This window comes from Streptomyces sp. NPDC053673 (assembly GCF_055585225.1).
Map to the genome: position 1 here is coordinate 122217 of NZ_JBVJKN010000010.1, position 16480 is coordinate 138696.

The following is a 16480-nucleotide window of genomic DNA, read 5'->3' on the forward strand; positions in this document are numbered from 1 at the left end:
GAGGCGGCTGCGGGGCGCCTGCCGGGCGCCTGATGCCGTCCGATGCGTGACACGGCTGCTTACCGTCTCTTTAACAGGGCCTAGACTCCCGTGCGTACAGATCGTCGAACGGACATCGTCGAACGGGCAGGGAGCGAGGGGCGGACGTGCGCAAACTCACCGAACCGACCGTACTCGCGGCCGACTACTTCCAGAGCTATTCGGTCGTCGGACTGCTCGCCCTGATCGGCGTGCTCTTCGTCGCGGTGGCCTTCGGCGCGGGACGGTTGCTGCGGCCGGTCGTACCGACGCAGGAGAAGATGCTGACGTACGAATGCGGAGTCGACCCGGTGGGGGAGGGCTGGGCCCACACCCAGGTCCGCTACTACGTCTACGCGTTCCTGTATGTGATCTTCGCCGTCGACTCGATCTTCCTGTTCCCATGGGCCACGGTGTTCGCCGCGGCCGGATACGGCGCGGCGACGCTCGTGGAGATGTTCATCTTCCTCGGCTTCCTGGCCGTGGGAATTCTCTACGCATGGAAGAAGGGCGTCCTCACATGGACGTGACCCCGCAGACCCCGGGCTCCGCCCAGGCTCCCGAGCCCGTGCTGCTTCCCGAACCGATGGGGGCACCGCCCGCCGAAGGCAGGGGGAGGCTGGGCGCCCTCGCCCGGCTCGCCCCCGAGCCGATGAAGGTGGTCCTGAACTGGGGCCGCCGCTACAGCCTGTGGGTCTTCAACTTCGGTCTTGCCTGTTGCGCGATCGAGTTCATCGCCGCGTCGATGGCCCGGCACGACTTCATCCGGCTCGGCGTGATCCCCTTCGCGCCCGGACCGCGTCAGGCCGACCTGATGGTCGTGTCGGGCACGGTGACCGACAAGATGGCGCCGGCGGTGAAGCGGCTCTACGAGCAGATGCCCGAGCCCAAGTACGTCATCTCCTTCGGTGCCTGCTCGAACTGCGGCGGCCCGTACTGGGACTCGTACTCGGTGACCAAGGGCGTCGACCAGATCATCCCCGTCGATGTGTACGTGCCGGGCTGCCCGCCGCGGCCCGAGGCACTGCTCCAGGGCATCCTCAAGCTGCAGGAGAAGATCGCGCGCGAGTCGCTGGGCGAGCGATACGGCTCGGCCCCGGGCCGTGCCTCGGTGGGCGAACTCCGCAGCGGCCTGGTCACCCCGCCTCCTGCCCCGTCCGAGCCGGGAGCCGCCTCATGAGCACGTTCGAGACGGACATCGCCGAGCGCTTCGGACCGGACGCCACCGCTGAGCAGGCGTACGACCTGCTGACGGTGGACGTCCCCACCGCCACCTGGACCGACGCACTGCGCACCGCCCGCGACGAGCTGGGCTGCACCTATTTCGACTGGCTGAGCGCCGTCGACGAGCCGGGCGTGGGCTTCCGCGTGTGCGCGCACGTCGTCGCACTCCAGGCCGCGCCGGCTGCCGCCGGTGGTTCGGCGTCCGGCCCGGACGCCGGGCCGGGTGGTCATGTGGTCCGCCGGCTGCTGCTGCGTACGACCGTTCCGCACGAGGCGCCGGTGCTCGCGTCCGCGGTGGAGGTCTACGCGGGCGCGGCCTGGCACGAGCGCGAGACGCACGAGATGTTCGGCGTGGACTTCACCGGTCACCCGCACCTCGTCCCGCTGCTCCTCCCGGAGGGCTTCGAGGGGCACCCGCTGCGCAAGGACTTCGTGCTGGCTGCCCGGGTCGCCAAGGCCTGGCCGGGTGCGAAGGAGCCGGGGGAGTCCGATCACGGCGGCCCCAAGCGGCGCCAGATGCTGCCGCCCGGTGTCCCCGACCCGAACGAGTGGGGCCCCCTCAAGGGCCAGCTCCCCCCGGCCCCCGCCCGCCCGGCCCGTACCCCACGTGCCGCAGGCGAACGCCCGGCGCGCCGCACCCCGGCCGGCGAGGCTCCGGCGCGCCGCGCGCGTACGGCGGCCGAGGGGTCCGCGAGCCAGACGCCGGAAGAGGCCGGAGCTCCGGCCGCGGCTCCCGCGCGCCGCTCCCGCAGCGTGTCGGAGGGTTCGGCGAGCCAGCGCCCGGCGGCCACCGAGCAGCCGGAGGCAGCGGCGACCCCGGGCACCCCGGCTGCGGCACCACCGCGCCGTTCCCGTAGTGCGGCCGACGGCTCGGTGAGCCAGGCCGCGCCGGCCGGCGAGGAAACGTCACCCCCGCCGCAGGCCCCGCGCACCCGCACCGCCGACGCGCCCTGGCACCACGCCCGCCCGGCCTTCGACGAACCCGGGACCAAGCCGGAGCCCGGCCCCGGTGCCGCCCCCGGGACGAAGCCGGAGCCCGGCCCTGGGACGCAAGCGGAGCCCGGCCCCGAGGCAGAGCCTGAGCCCGCGGCCGGTGCCGAGCCCGAAGCCGGTGCCGCATCCGAGGCCGGTGCCGAGCCCGAGGCCGCGGCGGACGGAGAGCCGCCGTCCCGCGCCGCGGCCGACACCCCACCGACCACCCCCCGGCCGGAGCCAGGGTCCGACGACGGACCTGGTGACGAGCCGAACGACGCCACAGGAGGCGACTCCGCGTGAACGACGCACTCGACGTCGCCCTGCGGCTGATCGTCGTCTTCGCCGTGTTCCTCGTCCTGCCCCTCGTCATCGGGCAGACCGAGCACAAGGTGATGGCCCATATGCAGGGCCGCCTCGGTCCCATGTACGCGGGCGGCTTCCACGGCTGGGCGCAGCTCGTCGCGGACGGCGTGAAGTTCGCGCAGAAGGAGGACGTGGTCCCGGCCAACGCCGACCGCCGCATCTTCCAGCTCGCCCCCGCCGTCGCCCTTCTCCCCTATCTCCTCGTGCTGGTCGCGATCCCGATCGGCCCGAGCGAGGGCGCGGTCGGCATCATCGTCGACGCGGGCATCTTCTTCGTGCTCGCCGTCATGGGTGTCGGCGTGCTCGGCTCGCTCATGGCGGGCTGGGCCTCGGCCAACAAGTTCTCCCTCCTCGGCGGTCTGCGTACTGCCGCTCAGCTGCTCGCGTACGAGCTGCCGATGCTGCTCACCGCCGCGTCGGTCGCGATGGCCGCCGGCACCGTCTCCATCCCCGGCATCCTGAACGCCTTCGAGTGGTGGTGGGTGCCCTGGCAGATCGTGGGCGCCTTCGTCTTCTTCGTCGCCGGGCTCGCCGAGCTGCAGCGCCCGCCGTTCGACATGCCGGTCGCCGACTCCGAGATCATCTTCGGTGCGTACACCGAGTACACGGGACTGCGATTCGCGCTGTTCCTGCTCGCTGAGTACGCAGGCATCGTCGTCCTCTGCGGTCTGACCACGGTCCTCTTCCTCGGCGGCTGGCACGGCCCGTTCGGCGCCGAGGGCCTCGGCTGGGTCTGGACCCTGCTCAAGACGAGTGTGCTCGCCTTCGTCGTGATCTGGCTGCGGGTGACCTATCCGAGGCTTCGCGAGGACCAGCTGCAGAGGCTCGCCTGGACGACGCTCGTCCCGCTCGCCCTCGCCCAGATCGCCCTCACCGGCGTCGTGAAGGTGGTGATGCAGTAATGCCGATTCCCGGATCCGGCCTGGCCAAGGGCCTGGCCGTCACCCTGCGGACGATGACGAAGCGCTCGCACACCGCGCAGTACCCGGACGTGCAGCCCGAACTCCCGCCCCGCACGCGCGGCGTGATCGGCCTGTTCGAGGAGAACTGCACGGTCTGCATGCTCTGCGCCCGTGAGTGCCCCGACTGGTGCATCTACATCGACTCCCACAAGGAGACGGTCCCGGCCGCCGTGCCCGGTGGCCGCGAGCGCAGCCGCAATGTCCTCGACCGTTTCGCGATCGACTTCTCGCTCTGCATGTACTGCGGTATCTGCATCGAGGTGTGTCCTTTCGACGCGCTGTTCTGGTCTCCGGAGTTCGAGTACGCGGAGACGGACATCCACGAACTCACCCATGAGCGGGACAAGCTCCGCGAGTGGATGTGGACGGTTCCGGCGCCGCCCGCGCTCGACCCCGCCGCCGAGGAGCCGAAGGAGATCGCGGCAGCCCGCAAGGCCGCCGAGAAGCTCGCGGCCGCGCAGGCCGATGCCGCGCAGGCCGACGCCGCGTCCGGCGCGTCCGGTGCCGCCGGATCCGGCGGGTCCGCCACGCCGCCCGCCGAGGGAGGACAGGCATGATGCTCGCCGCCGGCCTCACCGGCGAAGCCGGCAACGGCTTCCTGTCCCCGACCGGTGTCGAGATCGCGTTCGTGCTCGTCGGCATCGCCACCCTCGCCGCGGCCGTTGTCACGGTGACGACCAGGCAGCTGGTGCACGCAGCCCTCTGGCTGGTCGTGGCGCTGGGCGGTCTCGCCGTCGAGTACCTCCTGCTCACCGCCGAGTTCATCGCCTGGGTGCAGGTGCTGATCTATGTCGGTTCCGTCGTGGTCCTCCTGCTCTTCGGTCTGATGCTCACCAAGGCCCCCATCGGCCGCTCCCCGGACGCCGACTCGGGCAACCGCCCAGCCGCCCTCGTGGTGGCCGTTGCCGCCGCGACCGCCCTGGTGTGGGTGGTCGTCGACGCGTTCCGCACGACCTGGATCGATCTGGACGGGCCGGCGCAGGGCTCCACCCGGGTCTCCGGCGAGATGCTCTTCCGGTACTGGGTGCTGCCGTTCGAAGCCCTCTCCGTCCTGCTTCTGGCCGCACTGGTCGGCGCGATCGTCCTGTCCCGCAAGGGCTCCCAGGACCGAGAGGGGAAGAGCTGATGCATCTCGCCTATCCCGCCGTGCTCTCCGTCCTCCTCTTCTCCACCGGCCTGTACGGAGTGCTCGCGCGCCGCAACGCGATCCTGGTCCTGATGTCCGTCGAGCTGATGCTCAACGCGGTCAATCTCAACCTGGTCGCCTTCGACGTCTGGCTCCGCGACACGCTGCACACCGGCCAGGCGCTGACCCTGTTCACCATCGCCATCGCCGCCGCGGAGATCGGCATCGGCCTGGCGATCGTCCTGATGGTGTACCGCAATCGCGGGACCTCGGACATCGACAAGCTTCGCGACACCGCCGAGGGCTCCGAGGCCGCGGAAGCCCCCGCCCCGGCAGAGAAGGCTGAGGCCACCGCGTGACCACGACGACCCTCGCCGTTCTCGTCCCCCTCCTTCCGTTCCTCGGCGCCGCGGCCGGTCTGCTGCTCGGCCGCATCGCGCCTGGGTTCGTCCGTCCCCTGGCCGTTCTGCCGACGCTGGCCGCGACCGTACTCGCGGTCCTCGTCGCCGTACGCCAGGGCGGTGGCAAGCCCATCTTCGCCGCCACCCAGCTCACCCCCACGGGTTCGGTCCCCATCGACCTCGCCCTCTACCTCGACGGCTTCGCGGTCCTGGTCGCCGTCCTGGTCGGGGTCGTGGCCTCCTGCGTGCAGATCTACTCGACGGCCTATCTGCGCGACGACCCTCGCTACCCCTCGTACGCGGCTCTCGTCTCTCTCTTCACCTCCGCCATGCTGCTCGTCGTCTACTCCGGCGACCTGATGGTGCTGCTGGTCGGCTGGGAGATCATGGGCATCTGCTCGTACTTCCTGGTCGGCCACTACTGGGAGACGCCCGAGGCGCGTGCCGCCTCCCTGAAGGCCTTCCTGGTCACCAAGCTCGGTGACGTCCCCTTCCTGTTCGGCCTGTTCGCGCTCGCCGTGGACGCCGGAACGTTCCGCATCACCGGGATCCTCGGCGCGGTCTCGGTCGGGGCCATCGATCACCCCACCCTCGTGGCGCTGCTGCTCCTCGCGGGCGTGGCGGGCAAGTCCGCTCAGTTCCCGCTGCACACCTGGCTCCCCGACGCCATGGCCGGTCCCACCCCGGTCTCGGCGCTCATCCACGCCGCGACGATGGTCGCCGCCGGCATCTACTTCATCGCCCGGCTCCTTCCTGTCTTCACCGCCTCCGCGGCAGCCCTCGTCGTGCTCGCCGTGATGGCCGCCGTCACCATGGTCGGCTCGGCGCTCGCAGCCCTCGCCCAGGACGACATCAAACGTGTCCTCGCCTACTCGACCATCGGCCAGCTGGGCTATATGTCGGGCGCCCTGGCCGTCGGTGACCGCGGCGCCGCCGTCTTTCACCTCCTGTCGCACGGCGCGTTCAAGGCAGTGCTCTTCCTCGCCGCCGGCGTGATCATCCACGCCGCCGGCACCAACTCGCTGACCGCCATGTCCCGGATGGGCGGCCTGGCCAAGCGCATCCCCGACGCGTACTGGACGATGACGATCGCCCTGCTCGCGCTCGCCGCCATTCCTCCCTTCGCCGGCTTCTTCTCCAAGGAAGCCGTCCTCGTCGCCGCCGAGCACACCGCGCTCGGCGAGAGCGAAGCCGCCCCGGCCGTGGCCGGCTGGGCCGTCCTGGTCGCGGGCCTGCTCACCGCCCTTCTCACCGCGGCCTACGCCACCCGCCTGTGGCTTCTCGCCTTCCGGGGCCGCGGGGCGCAGGCCCCCGACCACGGCAGGCAGCCCCTCGCCATGAACGCGGTGCTCTGGGTGCTCGCCATCCCCTCCCTCGGCTTCGGCCTCACCGCGGCCTACGTCGACGACTGGTTCGACGGACGGACCCTGGCCCCGACGCTCACCACCGCCGTGCTCGGCACGGGCGTCGCCCTCGTCGGCGGACTGGTCACCTACGGCACCTGGCGGCACACAACGGCCCTGGCCGCCCGGGCTCGGGCCGGTGCGCCCGCCCCGGAGCAGCCCCCGATCGTCGCCCACCCCGATGCCGAGCCCGGCTTGGTCGAGGCGGAGGCCCTGCACATGCCGCACCCCACGGCCGACCCCACCGACCCGGGCCGGCTGCTGCTCGGTCCGTTGCACCGCCCGGCGGCCGCCGGCTTCCACCTCGACGCCGTCTACCGCGCCCTGTTCGTCCGCCCCGTCCTGGCCGGCGCCGAGCTGGTCCGCTTCCTCGACCGCGAGGTCGTCGACACGTACGTACGCGGCGCGGGCACCGGTACCAACTGGCTGGGCTGGCTCGTCCGCCGTGCCCAGACCGGCAACGTGCAGACCTACCTCAGCGCCCTGCTGGCCGGCTCCGTCGTCCTGGCGATCGCCGCCGTACTCGTCGCCGCCGGAGTGTGAGCCGTGATCGATATCAGCGAATCCGTGATGCAGTTCCTTCTCGCGTTCATGGTCGTCGGCCCGCTCATCGGCGCGGCGGCCGCTCTCCTGCCGGCCCCGCCCGGACTGAAGGGGAAGTCACCCGACCAGGCCGTGCTCCGCCACGGGGTGACCGTCACCGGCGTGATCCTCGCCGCCGCTGTCGCCCTCGCGCTCGGCTTCGACCACGACCAGCCGTCGAAGATGCAGGCCACGACGGACATCAGCTGGATCCCGGCGCTGGACGTGCGGATCCACCTCGGCACCGACGGCATTTCCCTCCCCCTTCTGGTCCTGACCGCGCTGTTGACCTTCCTCTGCGCGCTGTACAGCTACTTCAAGATGCCCGCGGGCCCGTCCCCGAAGGCCTTCGTCGCCCTGCTGCTCGTTCTCGAGTCCGGCACCCTCGCGACCTTCGCCGTCCTCGACCTGCTGCTCTTCTTCCTCGCCTTCGAGATGGTCCTCATCCCGATGTACTTCCTCATCGCCCGCTGGGGCGGCGAGGACCGCCGCCTCGCGGCCTGGAAGTTCATCCTCTTCACGCTGCTCGGTTCGGTCGTCATGCTGCTCGGCCTGCTCCTCGTCGGAGTCAAGGCCGGCACTTTCGACATGGTGGCACTCGCCACTGACAACGGCCGGGGTCTGAGCCTTTCGGTGCAGGTCATCGCCGTTCTTGCGATCGGGATCGGCCTCGCCGTGAAGACCCCGATGTGGCCGCTGCACAGCTGGCTCCCCGATGCCCACACGGCCGCTCCGACGGTCGGCTCGGTCCTCCTCGCCGGCGTGCTGCTGAAGATGGGCACGTACGGATTCGTCCGCATCATCCTGCCGATCACGCCGGACGGAATGCAGGTCTTCGCCCCGTACCTCGCGGCCTTCGCCGTCGTCGGCATCATCTACGGATCGCTCGCCTGCCTCGCCCTCGCCAAGCCCGGCGCCAAGGGCGACCTCAAGCGCCTGATCGCGTACTCCTCCGTCGGCCACATGGGCTTCGTGCTCCTCGGCATCGCGACCATGACCCCCACCGGCGTCAACGGCGCGCTCTTCGCCAACATCGCCCACGGCCTCATCACCGGTCTGCTCTTCTTCCTGGCCGGCGCGGTCAAGGACCGCTACGGCACGGCCGACCTCGACACCCTCGCCGGCGCGACCGGCGCCGCGCTCTACGGCCGCGCACCCCGCCTCGGCGGACTTCTCGCCTTCGCCGCCGTCGCCTCGCTCGGCCTGCCCGGCCTCGCCGGATTCTGGGGGGAGATGCTCGCCCTGTTCGGCGCCTTCGACCCCGCCGACGGCCTCAGCCGCCCCGCCTTCCTCACCTTCATGGTGATCGGCGGCCTCGGCACCCTGCTCACCGCGGCGTACCTCCTGGTCGTCGTCCGCCGCGTCTGCATGGGTGGCGAGCGGCCGGCCGGCGAGGTGAAGCTCGCCGATGTCCAGGGATACGAGTTCGCCGCCTGGACGCCGCTCGTCGCCCTCACCGTCCTCGCCGGACTCTGGCCCGCGGTCCTCCTCGGCCTCACCGACCCGGCCGTGCAGAAGCTCCTCGCAGGAGGAAAGGCATGACCTCCCTGGCCGTCGTCGCCCTGCCGGCGCAGTCCGCGCCTCTCGCCGCCCCTGTCATCCAGTCCGTCGACTGGCTCGCCATCGCCCCGCCCACCATCGCCGCGGTGGCCGCCCTGCTCATCCTGGTCGCCGACCTCTTCGTCCCCGAGCGGAGCAAGGCGTTCCTCGGCTATGCGGCCATCGCCGGCCTCGCCGCCGCGGTGCTCTCCCTCGCCCCGCTGCGCAAGGGCGACCGCTCCACGTTCTGCCTCACCACCGCGCCGGACACCTGCAGCTACACGGCCGACAACTTCACCCTGGTCATCCAGTTCCTGGTGCTCGGCGGCGCACTGCTCACCGCGCTGCTCTCGGTCACCGAGACCAAGGACCGGCTGCCCGCGGGCGAGTACTGGTTCCTACTGCTGTCCTCGGCCGCCGGAGCCGCCCTGCTGCCGGCCTCCCGGGACCTGGCCACCCTCGTCGTCGCCCTCGAAGTGGCCTCGCTGCCCGCGTTCGCCCTGGTGGGCCTGCGGCGCGGCGACCGGATGTCGAGCGAGTCGGCGCTCAAGTTCTTCCTCTCCTCGGTCACCGCCACCGCCGTGATGCTGCTCGGCGTCAGCTTCGTGTACGCGACCACCGGCACCCTGCACCTCACCCAGGTCGCCATGCGCCTGGACGATGTCCCGGGGCAGCTGGAGACCCTTGCCCAGGCGGGCGTCGCGCTCACTCTCGTGGGCTTCGCCTTCAAGACGGCCGCCGTTCCGTTCCACTTCTGGGTGCCCGACACCTATGTGGGCGCACCGCTGCCCGTCGCCGCGTACCTCTCCGTCGTCGGAAAGGCGGTCGGCTTCTCCGGGCTGATCCTGGTGACCGTCATCGCCTTCCCCGCGTACGCGGACGTGTGGGGGCCCGCCATGGCCGTACTCGCCGGTCTCACCATGACCGTCGGCAATGTCGCGGCCGTACGGCAGTCGGCCACGCGCGCGTGGAGCGCTGTGCGGCTGCTGGCCTGGTCCTCGGTGGCGCAGGCCGGCTACATCCTGGTGCCGATCGCGGCGGCCGCGTACTCCAGCGACGACCAGATCGGCTCCACCGTCGCGTACGCCCTGATGTACGCCGTCGTGAACCTCGGTGCCTTTGCCGTCGTCGCCCTGGTCGCCCGTACGAAGCCGCTGAACCGGATCGCCGACTACCGGGGGCTGTACGCCACCCGCCCGGTGACCGCCCTTCTGATGGGGTTCTTCCTGCTCTGCCTGGCCGGGCTCCCGCCGGGCATCATCGGGCTCTTCGCGAAGGTCACCGTCTTCTCCGCGGCTGTCGACGCGGGTCTCGGATGGCTCGCGGTCGTCATGGGCATCAACGTCGTGATCGCCCTCTACTACTACCTGCAGTGGACGGCCCTGCTCTTCCGCGCGCCGGAGGAGGCGCCCGGGGCGGCAGCGGAAGGCGCGGCGGAACGGCATCGGGCACCCGCTCTGGTCACGGCCACGATCGCGCTCACCGGGGCCGTCGGCATCGTGCTGTCCGGGTGGCCGCAGCTGGTGCTGCGCTTCGCGGCGGTCAGCCTGTTCTGACGGGCCCCGCAGGCTCCTGACCGGCCCCGGAACGCGCGGTTCGACAAGCAGTGCCCCTACGGGGCACCGTGTTCAGCGCATCTGGACACCATCAGGAACTCAGGAACTGACTCAGGAACTAAGGAGAGCCGGCCGTGCTGAGCGGGTTCAAGGACTTCATTCTCCGCGGAAACGTGATCACGATGGCGATCGGTCTCGCCGTCGGCTCCGCCTTCACCGCGGTCGTCACGGGATTCAGCAACGCGTTCATCACCCCGCTGATCGGGGTCGCCACACGCGGTGCCGGTGACTTCAGCAAGGCCACGTTCACGGTCCAGGGAGTGAAGTTCCCGTACGGCCTCTTCATCAGCGCCGCGATCGCCTTCGTGATCACGGCGGCGGTGCTCTACTTCTGTGTCGTCGTCCCGATGATGAAGGTGCAGAACCGCTTCACCAAGGAGGAGCCGGTCAGCATCAAGGCGGCGGTCCGTGACTGCCCCCGCTGCTTCACCGAGATCCCCGCGATCGCCAGCCGCTGCGCGCACTGCACCAGCGAGGTGGAGCCCATCCCGGCGGCGCTGGAGAAGGCCGGGCTGCTCCCGTCCCAGCGCTGATTCACCCGAACGGCCCACCGGCGACGACGCCCCCGCCCGGAGCGACGGGGGAACCCGCGGCTCCCGCCTGGCGTTGACCAGTACGGGAGGGTCCACTGGAGAGCGGACCACGACCAGCAAAGGGTTCCCCTGCCGCACCACTTGGAGGGCGTACCGTGCACCGCCGGCACAACGGGCTGAGGACCGCTGTTCTCCTCGGGGGACTGTCCGCCCTCATCATCGCCATCGGCAGTCTGTTCGGCCGTACAGGCGTGATCGTCGCCGTTCTCGTGGCGGTCGGGACGAATGCGTATGCGTACTGGAACAGCGACAAGCTGGCCCTGCGGGCCATGCGTGCGCGCCCCGTCAGCGAGTTCGAGGCCCCCGCCCTCTACCGGATGGTCCGGGACCTCTCCACGCAGGCCCGTCAGCCGATGCCCCGCCTGTACATCTCGCCGACCCAGGCGCCCAACGCCTTCGCCACTGGGCGCAATCCGCGCAACGCCGCGGTGTGCTGCACCGAGGGGATCCTGCGGATCCTCGACGAGCGCGAGCTGCGCGGTGTCATCGGCCATGAGCTGAGCCATGTCTACAACCGGGACATCCTCGTCGCGTCGGTCGCGGGTGCCCTTGCCTCGGTGATCATGTTTCTGGTCAATTTCGCCTGGCTGATCCCCATCGGCCGATCCGACGACGACGACGGCCCCGGCATCCTCGGCATGCTCCTGGTCGTGATCCTCGGCCCGCTGGCGGCCTCAGTGATCCAGCTCGCCATCAGCCGCTCGCGCGAGTACGAGGCCGACGCATCGGGCGCCCGGCTCACCGGCGACCCGCTCGCCCTCGCCAGCGCCCTGCGCAAACTCGAAGCGGGCACGAAACAGCTTCCGCTCCCGCCCGAGCCGAAGATCGAGACCGCGAGCCACATGATGATCGCGAACCCGTTCCGGCCGGGCCAGGGCCTCTCCAGGATGTTCTCGACGCACCCGCCGATGGCGGAGCGCATCTCCCGACTCGAAGAGATGGCAGGTCGCCGCCCATGAAGACAATCCTGAACGTCATATGGCTCGTCCTGTGCGGTTTCTGGATGTTCCTCGGCTACCTGCTGGCCGGTGTGCTGCTGTGCATCACGATCATCGGCATCCCCTTCGGCCTGGCGGCGTTCCGTATCGGCATCTACGCCCTCTGGCCGTTCGGCTACACGGTGGTGGACCGGCATGACGCGGGCGCCCCGTCCTGCGTCGGCAACGTGCTGTGGCTCGTCCTCGCGGGCTGGTGGCTGGCCCTGGGCCACATCTTCACGGGCATCGCCCTGTGCCTCACGATCATCGGCATCCCGCTGGGCATCGCGAACTTCAAGCTGATCCCGGTCTCGCTGCTGCCCCTGGGCAAGGAGATCGTCAGTACCGACCAGCCGTTCGCGACGCGCTACTAGTGCCCCTCCCGGCAAGCTTTGCCCTGTCGCGCCGCCCGGCACGCACCCTCGCTACGTTCACGACACTCCCTGGCCCTGTCCGGCCGATCAGGCCGATCAGGGGCCCGGCCCAACTGGCGGCGCCCCACCCCGCCCCCGGCCGCACTATCGGCTCCAGCGCGCTCGCACCGCGTACGCACCGGCCCCCACCGCCAGTACCGCCGCCCCCGACACCACCGAGGACAGCGGCAGGGCGAAGGCCAGCGCCAGGCACCCCGCGAGCCCGCACCCGGCCAGGACTCGCCACCTGGAACTGAGCGTCCAGGCAGAGGCGTTGGCAATTGCGTAGTACACGAGCACACCGAACGAAGAGAAGCCGATCGCACCCCGCACATCGGCCGTCGCCGCGACCACAGCCACCACCGCACCCACGGCCAGTTCCGCGTGGTGCGGCACCTGGAAGCGGGGGTGGACGGCGGCGAGCGTGCGTGGAAGGTGGCCGTCCCGGGCCATCGCCAGCGTGGTACGCGAGACACCGAGGATCAGCGCCAGCAGCGAGCCGAGCGCGGCCACCGCCGCGCCCACCCGCACCACCGGGGCGAGCCACTCCACCCCCGCCGCCCGAACGGCATCCGCCAGCGGGGCCGTCGCCTGCCCCAACTGTCCCGCCCCCAGCACGGAAAGGACCGCCACCGCGACACATACGTACACGGCGAGCGCGATACCGAGCGCCAGCGGAATCGCCCGCGGGATCGTCCGGGCCGGGTCCCGTACCTCCTCGCCGAGGGTGGCGATCCGCGCGTACCCGGCGAACGCGAAGAACAGCAGCCCGGCGGCCTGCAGGACGCCTCCCGCGCCGCCGCCCGAGCCGCCCGCCTGAAGCCGCCCGAGATCCGCCGACACCGATGTGAGGGAGGCGACGACCACCGCCGCCAGGACCGCGAGCACGACCGCCACGATCGCCCGGGTCAGCCACGCCGACTTCTGAACGCCCCCGTAGTTCACGGCAGTCAGCGCCACGACCGCGGCGACCGCCACCGCATGCGCCTGTGAGGGCCAGACATACGCACCGACGGTCAGCGCCATCGCCGCGCACGAGGCGGTCTTGCCGACGACGAACCCCCAGCCCGCCAGATAGCCCCAGAACGGGCCGAGCCTCTCCCGCCCGTACACATAGGTCCCGCCCGACGCGGGGTACCGGGCCGCGAGCCGTGCCGACGCCATCGCGTTGCAGTACGCCACCACCGCGGCCAGCCCCAGTCCCAGGAGCAGCAGCGGCCCGGAGCCGGCGGCCCCGGCCGCGGGCGTCAGCGCCACGAAGATCCCGGCTCCGACCATCGAGCCCAGCCCGATGACGACGGCGTCGAACACGCCCAGTGACCGTCGCAGCTCCTGTGCCATGTGCTGCACCCTACGGGCCTTCGCAACCGCGCCCCGTACGCAGGGCGTCTGAAGAGAACGACGCCGCACGAGGAATGTGCACGAAGAAAGGCTGGCACGGCATGGGCTTCATCAGCTGGATCGTCCTGGGTCTGCTCGCCGGGATCATCGCCAAGATCCTGCTGCCCGGGCGCGACCCGGGCGGACTGATCGGTACCACCGTCATCGGTATCGCGGGCGCCTTCATCGGCGGCTGGATATCGTCCCGCTTCCTCGACCGGCCGATCACCAAGGAGTTCTACGACGGTGCCACATGGGTGTCCGCCATCGGCGGTGCGCTTGTGCTGCTGATCGCGTACCGGATCCTGTTCGGCCACTCGCGTTCCCGGTAAGGGCCTGAGCTCACCCCTGGAGCCCGGTCTCCCGGAGGGTGATGTTCAGCCGGCCGGTCAGGCCCAGCGCCGGATCGGCCGTGCCCGGATACACCTTCGGAACCCCGTGGTACGCGAAGCGCGACGCGCCGCCGAAGACGAACAGGTCCCCGGATGCCAGCTCCACATCCGTGTAGGGCTGACCTCGGTTCTCGGTGTTGCCGAAGCGGAAGACGCAGGTGTCGCCGATGCTCAGCGACACCACGGGGGCATCGCACCGCTCGTCCTTGTCCTGGTGCATGCCCATCTTTGCGTCGCCGTCATAGAAGTTGATCAGCGCGGTGTCCGGCGTGTACGTGCCGGGCGTGCACGTGTCCGGTGCGCCCGCCTCGCCCGCCTCGACGGCACCGTGGGCCGTCACGTCCCGGTAGGCCTCGACCAGCGCCTCCCGCCCCAACTCCACCAGCCAGTCGGGGAATCCGGCGACCACCGCGCCGTTCACATCGTCCGCCGTGCGCGTGTACCGGTACGGCTGCCAGTGCCAGCCCACGCACACCGTCTGCACGGACATCACGCCGCCGCGCGGCAGCCGGGTGTGCCGGATCGGCACCGGCCCCCGCGCCCAGTCGCGGCACGCCCCGACCAGCTCCCGCTGCCGCCCGGCCGACAGCCACCCGGGCACGTGCACCGCCCCGGGCGCGATCACGGCCCGCTCCCTGGGGAAGAGCCCGGCGGTCACGACACCGGCGCGCCTTCCAGGCCGAGCAGCCGCTCCTTGCTCTCCAGCCCGCCCGCGTAGCCGCGCAGCGCGCCATCGGCACCGATCACCCGGTGGCACGGCCGTACGACCAGCAGCGGGTTGCGCCCGATCGCGGTCCCCACGGCCCGTACGCCGGCCCCCGCGGAGCCGACCCGCTCGGCGATCTCCCCGTACGTCACGGTCTCTCCGTACGGAATCTCCTCCAGCGCCCGCCAGACGCGTCGCTGGAAGTCCGTGCCGGAGCCCTGCGCGTACTCGATCGCGAAGTGCGTCAGCTCACCGGCGAAGTACTCCCGGAGCTGCCCGGCGATCTCCTCGAACGCCTCCGGGTCGTGCCGCCAGGTGTCCTGGACCTCGGCCGCGCCCTTCTGCCCGGGCAGCGACAGCGAGACGAGTGCGGTACCGCCCACGGCGGTCGCCGACTCCTCGCCGACGAGCAGCAGCTCACCCAGCGGACTGTCGACCATCGCGTACACCGTCATGGCTCCGTCCTCTCGTCGTACGGTCCTGCGGCTACGAGTCTGCGTCGGCAGCCCCGCTCCGGCTGGCGGTATTCGGACATCACGCCCGGAACGCGAGGCGGGGGCGGAGCGACCAGGCCGCCACCGCCCCCGAGCGCCCGGGAACCGCCGGCGTTCGATCAGCGGTAGTTCACGTACTTACCGGACGAGCCGCTGGCCTGCACGCGACCACCGAAAGGGGGTTTGACGTGCGGAAACTACTGACAGTGCCTGCCATCGTTTCGCAAGGTTATCCACGATCCTGTGCCCTCGATGTGCCCTCGATGTGCCCTCGCGCTCCCGCGGCCCTCCATGGTCCCCCATCCACACCTCTGTGGACACAGTGGCCCCGAACCGGTGACGCCATCACCAGCCCGGGGCCTTGATCCGGATCACCCTTACTGATCAAGGGAGCCCAGACCCATGCAGGACCGTACAACGGCCGCTGCGGGCAGTCCGCCCGCACTGAGCACCGACACCCGCACCCTCCTCACCCAGCTCGCCGACAAACTGAGCAGCTACCGGCCCAACGCCGAGATGCGCGAAGCAACCCGACTCGCGCAGGCCCTCGTGTTCGCTGAGCGGCTCCACGGCCCCACCGAGGCCGCGTACGCCGCCGAGCAGGCTCTACTCGCAGCCGCCCCGCCCGTCCGTCCGGGCCAGACCCGCGGCGAGTACGCAGCGCTCCTGCGGCTCGTCGCCGAGGGGGTGTCACAGTGACCACCGACCCGATGCGCGACCTCCTCGCGGCCGTCCTCGAAGCGCTCGACATCCCCCACCCCGCCACCAGCGGCGACCGCGAGGCGCGCGACAGTGTGCTGAACGACCGTGCCATGCACGCGGCGATCGCGCTCCGCAGCGTCCTCGACTACAAGCCCCTGATGAGCGTCGAGTGGACCACCGAGTACCTCCGCGAGCGGCTCGCCGAGCACCCGCCCACTGGATACCGCCACTACGGCGCCCCGCGCGCCGAGGCCAGCACATCTGCGGGCGGTGAGGGCCAGTGAGCACTCCACCGAAGGCCGGCAAGGCCCTTTCCGTCCGCGTCGACCAGGACCTGTCAGACGACCTCGCCGTCCTCATGAGCGCCGGTATGACGGCGTCCGACGCCGTACGCCTCGCGGTCGGGTTCCTCGCCCACGGCTACCGCTGGATGTGGTCCTCCGGGCTCTACCCGGAGGGTGTCACACCTCGGCGTATGACGATGCGTGTGGACCCGTATGACGGGCGTCAGACGGCCCCGGGCGGGCGTCCGACAGGCGACATCGCGGCAGGGTAGCTCGTGCCGCTCGCCGTGTTTGCTGCGGCGGCACGTAGGCGCACAACGGCCCCCGCTG

20 protein-coding genes are annotated in these 16480 nt (G+C 70.9%); 17 read left to right on the plus strand and 3 right to left on the minus strand.

The genetic code is table 11. The annotated features are described in order from the left end of the window. Positions 1 to 146 precede the first annotated feature (146 nt). The 13 genes from ACZ6ZQ_RS17065 (at position 147) to ACZ6ZQ_RS17125 (ending at position 12153) form a co-directional block, all read left to right on the plus strand. Positions 147 to 548 (plus strand): NADH-quinone oxidoreductase subunit A, encoded by a 402-nt coding sequence (locus ACZ6ZQ_RS17065; RefSeq protein WP_469769326.1) that lies wholly within the window; start codon positions 147 to 149, stop codon positions 546 to 548. Then, on the plus strand, positions 539 to 1198 hold the full coding sequence (locus tag ACZ6ZQ_RS17070) for an NADH-quinone oxidoreductase subunit B (protein ID WP_469769327.1): 660 nt from the start codon (positions 539 to 541) through the stop codon (positions 1196 to 1198). Before ACZ6ZQ_RS17065 ends, ACZ6ZQ_RS17070 begins: the two co-directional genes overlap by 10 nt. Continuing rightward, a complete protein-coding gene (locus ACZ6ZQ_RS17075; protein ID WP_469769328.1) occupies positions 1195 to 2517 on the plus strand; it encodes an NADH-quinone oxidoreductase subunit C in 1323 nt (440 codons plus the stop codon). The genes ACZ6ZQ_RS17070 and ACZ6ZQ_RS17075 overlap by 4 nt, the downstream gene beginning before the upstream one ends. Then, a complete protein-coding gene (locus ACZ6ZQ_RS17080) occupies positions 2514 to 3482 on the plus strand; it encodes a complex I subunit 1/NuoH family protein (RefSeq protein ID WP_469769329.1) in 969 nt (322 codons plus the stop codon). Before ACZ6ZQ_RS17075 ends, ACZ6ZQ_RS17080 begins: the two co-directional genes overlap by 4 nt. Further along, positions 3482 to 4099 (plus strand): NuoI/complex I 23 kDa subunit family protein, encoded by a 618-nt coding sequence (locus ACZ6ZQ_RS17085; RefSeq protein ID WP_469769330.1) that lies wholly within the window; start codon positions 3482 to 3484, stop codon positions 4097 to 4099. Before ACZ6ZQ_RS17080 ends, ACZ6ZQ_RS17085 begins: the two co-directional genes overlap by 1 nt. Continuing rightward, positions 4099 to 4668 carry an NADH-quinone oxidoreductase subunit J family protein gene (locus ACZ6ZQ_RS17090; protein WP_469769423.1) on the plus strand — a complete coding sequence of 190 codons (570 nt, stop codon included), beginning with the start codon at positions 4099 to 4101 and terminating at the stop codon, positions 4666 to 4668. Before ACZ6ZQ_RS17085 ends, ACZ6ZQ_RS17090 begins: the two co-directional genes overlap by 1 nt. Beyond that, positions 4668 to 5027 (plus strand): NADH-quinone oxidoreductase subunit NuoK, encoded by a 360-nt coding sequence (nuoK, locus tag ACZ6ZQ_RS17095; protein WP_453665963.1) that lies wholly within the window; start codon positions 4668 to 4670, stop codon positions 5025 to 5027. The genes ACZ6ZQ_RS17090 and nuoK overlap by 1 nt, the downstream gene beginning before the upstream one ends. Then, positions 5024 to 7015, plus strand: a complete 1992-nt coding sequence (locus ACZ6ZQ_RS17100; RefSeq protein ID WP_469769331.1) for an NADH-quinone oxidoreductase subunit 5 family protein — start codon at positions 5024 to 5026, stop codon at positions 7013 to 7015. Before nuoK ends, ACZ6ZQ_RS17100 begins: the two co-directional genes overlap by 4 nt. A gap of 3 nt (positions 7016 to 7018) precedes the next feature. Next, the gene (locus tag ACZ6ZQ_RS17105) at positions 7019 to 8596 is read left to right on the plus strand and encodes an NADH-quinone oxidoreductase subunit M (protein WP_469769332.1); all 1578 of its coding nucleotides are present in this window, start codon (positions 7019 to 7021) and stop codon (positions 8594 to 8596) included. Next, on the plus strand, positions 8593 to 10149 hold the full coding sequence (locus ACZ6ZQ_RS17110; protein WP_469769333.1) for an NADH-quinone oxidoreductase subunit N: 1557 nt from the start codon (positions 8593 to 8595) through the stop codon (positions 10147 to 10149). Before ACZ6ZQ_RS17105 ends, ACZ6ZQ_RS17110 begins: the two co-directional genes overlap by 4 nt. Positions 10150 to 10283: 134 nt before the next feature. Then, positions 10284 to 10742 (plus strand): large conductance mechanosensitive channel protein MscL, encoded by a 459-nt coding sequence (mscL, locus tag ACZ6ZQ_RS17115; RefSeq protein ID WP_469769334.1) that lies wholly within the window; start codon positions 10284 to 10286, stop codon positions 10740 to 10742. Positions 10743 to 10897: 155 nt separating this feature from the next. After that, positions 10898 to 11761 (plus strand): zinc metalloprotease HtpX, encoded by an 864-nt coding sequence (gene htpX, locus ACZ6ZQ_RS17120; protein WP_469769335.1) that lies wholly within the window; start codon positions 10898 to 10900, stop codon positions 11759 to 11761. Continuing rightward, positions 11758 to 12153 (plus strand): YccF domain-containing protein, encoded by a 396-nt coding sequence (locus ACZ6ZQ_RS17125; protein WP_469769336.1) that lies wholly within the window; start codon positions 11758 to 11760, stop codon positions 12151 to 12153. The genes htpX and ACZ6ZQ_RS17125 overlap by 4 nt, the downstream gene beginning before the upstream one ends. A gap of 144 nt (positions 12154 to 12297) precedes the next feature. Here the strand turns inward: ACZ6ZQ_RS17125 and ACZ6ZQ_RS17130 are convergent, their stop codons facing one another. Beyond that, a complete protein-coding gene (locus ACZ6ZQ_RS17130; RefSeq protein WP_469769337.1) occupies positions 12298 to 13533 on the minus strand; it encodes an APC family permease in 1236 nt (411 codons plus the stop codon). A 101-nt stretch (positions 13534 to 13634) separates the two neighbouring features. Between ACZ6ZQ_RS17130 and ACZ6ZQ_RS17135 the strand changes: the two genes are divergently transcribed. Further along, positions 13635 to 13904 carry a GlsB/YeaQ/YmgE family stress response membrane protein gene (locus ACZ6ZQ_RS17135; RefSeq protein ID WP_453668272.1) on the plus strand — a complete coding sequence of 90 codons (270 nt, stop codon included), beginning with the start codon at positions 13635 to 13637 and terminating at the stop codon, positions 13902 to 13904. Positions 13905 to 13914: 10 nt separating this feature from the next. Here the strand turns inward: ACZ6ZQ_RS17135 and ACZ6ZQ_RS17140 are convergent, their stop codons facing one another. Together ACZ6ZQ_RS17140 and ACZ6ZQ_RS17145 are read right to left on the minus strand one after the other, a co-directional pair. Continuing rightward, complete coding sequence (locus tag ACZ6ZQ_RS17140) at positions 13915 to 14622, minus strand: alpha-ketoglutarate-dependent dioxygenase AlkB family protein (protein WP_469769338.1); 708 nt, start codon at positions 14620 to 14622, stop codon at positions 13915 to 13917. Continuing rightward, the gene (locus tag ACZ6ZQ_RS17145) at positions 14619 to 15125 is read right to left on the minus strand and encodes a methylated-DNA--[protein]-cysteine S-methyltransferase (protein ID WP_469769339.1); all 507 of its coding nucleotides are present in this window, start codon (positions 15123 to 15125) and stop codon (positions 14619 to 14621) included. Before ACZ6ZQ_RS17145 ends, ACZ6ZQ_RS17140 begins: the two co-directional genes overlap by 4 nt. Positions 15126 to 15566: 441 nt before the next feature. On the opposite strand from ACZ6ZQ_RS17145, the gene ACZ6ZQ_RS17150 reads away from it, so the two are divergent. Genes ACZ6ZQ_RS17150 through ACZ6ZQ_RS17160 form a run of 3 tightly spaced genes read left to right on the plus strand, consistent with a single transcriptional unit; the run spans position 15567 to position 16422 of the window. Next, entirely contained in the window at positions 15567 to 15863 is a 297-nt protein-coding gene (locus ACZ6ZQ_RS17150) for a hypothetical protein (RefSeq protein WP_469769340.1), read from the plus strand. Continuing rightward, on the plus strand, positions 15860 to 16150 hold the full coding sequence (locus ACZ6ZQ_RS17155) for a hypothetical protein (protein WP_469769341.1): 291 nt from the start codon (positions 15860 to 15862) through the stop codon (positions 16148 to 16150). Before ACZ6ZQ_RS17150 ends, ACZ6ZQ_RS17155 begins: the two co-directional genes overlap by 4 nt. Then, complete coding sequence (locus ACZ6ZQ_RS17160; RefSeq protein ID WP_469769342.1) at positions 16147 to 16422, plus strand: hypothetical protein; 276 nt, start codon at positions 16147 to 16149, stop codon at positions 16420 to 16422. Before ACZ6ZQ_RS17155 ends, ACZ6ZQ_RS17160 begins: the two co-directional genes overlap by 4 nt. The last annotated feature ends 58 nt before the right edge of the window (positions 16423 to 16480 follow it).